The sequence below is a fragment of the Robinsoniella sp. genome (assembly GCF_034124845.1).
In genome coordinates this window covers 1-1,864 of sequence record NZ_JAWYAJ010000071.1, presented here as the reverse complement: position 1 = coordinate 1,864, position 1,864 = coordinate 1, and the positions used below count along the sequence as shown (strand labels likewise).

The 1,864-nt window shown below is 43.3% G+C and carries 3 protein-coding genes; all 3 read right to left on the bottom strand.

All coding sequences use genetic code 11. The annotated features are described in order from the left end of the window. Positions 1-501 (bottom strand): peptidylprolyl isomerase (locus ACH2DQ_RS03620; RefSeq protein WP_395025621.1); only part of this gene is annotated, 501 nt, incomplete at its 3' end. Between the two features lie 130 nt (positions 502-631). Continuing rightward, the gene (srtB, locus tag ACH2DQ_RS03615) at positions 632-1,366 is read right to left on the bottom strand and encodes a class B sortase (protein WP_394910680.1); all 735 of its coding nucleotides are present in this window, start codon (positions 1,364-1,366) and stop codon (positions 632-634) included. Beyond that, positions 1,353-1,864: LPXTG cell wall anchor domain-containing protein (locus tag ACH2DQ_RS03610; protein ID WP_395025620.1), on the bottom strand; the 512-nt coding region annotated here is incomplete at its 5' end. The genes ACH2DQ_RS03610 and srtB, both read right to left, overlap by 14 nt.

Here is a 1,864-nt window from a genome sequence, read left to right as displayed (position 1 = left end):
CTTCTGGTCTTCCGGAATATCCTTGTTTACTATAAAATAAAATTTACTTCTTTCTGCATCTGTTTTACCCCCCGACATTGCCAGCGCACCTGGAAAATGGTGAAGTCCATCATCATATTCATTCGCAGGTGATTTATCCGCAGCGGGCAGCTCTCCATCCGTTCCGATTGCTCCTGCCTGAATCGTATTATCTTTATCAATATAGTCAAATGGGCTGCCGTTGTAGTACCCCTGTTCAACCAGATTTATAAAATATGCTGTCATTTCGGGAGCCTGTTCCGGATAAAGTATTGCGGTTATATCTCCCGCCGAGGTGTGGAAAATAGCGTAGGGTCCATTACTTTCTGCCCTTTGGGGATTCTCCCCTGCATCTTTTGCCTCAATCGGAAACGTTTCTGATATATCCGCACTTTTGGTAACATAATTGTTACTGCTGCTGCAGCCTTGCAGGGCTGTCATTGCCATTACGGCGCAAATTATAAATAACACCCGTTTCTTCATACTTATACCTCCTGAATAGCGCAAGCTGGCTTGTGCTATTCCTTAATTAGTAGTTCGAAAGCGTTTTTCTTTCAAACTTCATCTCCTGTATTATAATTTTCAAAAACTCTCTGGAGCGTGTTTGAACACATTATCTCGCTTCCGTTACTCTCCCAAACACCGCATACCGGGCATTGGAAAATTCATACGAACAGGTACACAAAACTAAAATTCTGTCTTGCTTTTTGGGGATTATTCCGCTGGAAAAAGTGGACTTTTCAATGATATCCTGAATCCATTCTTTTTTCTTTTTCCCTGTCTTAAAGTTCAATGGAAAACCCTCGCTTCCACTCAGTATATTTCCCGCAAACAGTTCCACTTCATAAGTCTTGTCCCTGACATACAGCATCATCCGTGGATGTTCATCATAGTAACGCTGTTCTTTATACGAAGACAATGTAGAAAACATTCTGCCCATTGTGATATGATGCCCGTATATGATCGAAATCTCATCGGAGAAATCCGGGTTGTTCCGATAGTCTAAAAAGATAGCGCCTATTTCGTTTGGTGTTCCGTCAGACAGATGGTGAAGATAATAATCATTGTCCTCCCCCTGCACCACCGGATAGTCAATTGTAGTCCCCGGGCTTAACAACCAGGCAGCTGCATCCCGATTCAGACTGTTCAGTTTGTCCAGATCCGGTATCGGTATCTGACCGGGTTCTTTCCGGATATAAACATCTTCCCGAAGGTCTTTGTAATAGCCTTCCGATGCAATGAGGGGTGCTGCATCTCTGTAGATTCCCACTCCAAAATATACGGCACCTCCTAACAGAATCACAAGACAGATTGTCAGAATAATTCCCGGCACTTTATTTCTTTTCATTTTCCTTCTTTCTATATAGGTAAAGTATGATTAATATTGCGGCAGATACACAAAATCCCAGTCCTATCAATCCAAATCCAAGTGCCTGTTCCACTCCGGTTTTGGGTATCTGTCCGCTGTGGGGCGGATTTTGATTACCTGGCGGATTTGTAGCAGGAGTTTTGTTTGTTGTAGTCGTTTCTGTTTCTGTCGGTTCAGTTCCCTCTGTATCATCAGGTTCTTCCGTAGCCTGGGTTTCATCCGTTTCCCTTGGTTCCCGGTACAGACTGACCTCTATTTCATAAGGCAGGGTAATTGCATCTAGAAGCACCTCGCCTTCGGCAGGATACGGCAGATAATCTTTCTTATAAACTTTCCATCGTATCTGGTTGTTTTCGAATTCTGCAATTTTACCTTTTGCCTGGGATTCGCTTTCCCCCTGAACATATTGCTTTTGCCCATCCGTTCCTGTTCCATATGCCACATCCAATTGATATATACCGTCTGCACCACTTTGTC

What these genes read in the sequence shown, in the direction of transcription:
- srtB (WP_394910680.1), bottom strand. Translation starts at nt 1,366, where the DNA reads ATGAAAAGAAATAAAGTGCCGGGAATTATTCTGACAATCTGTCTTGTG.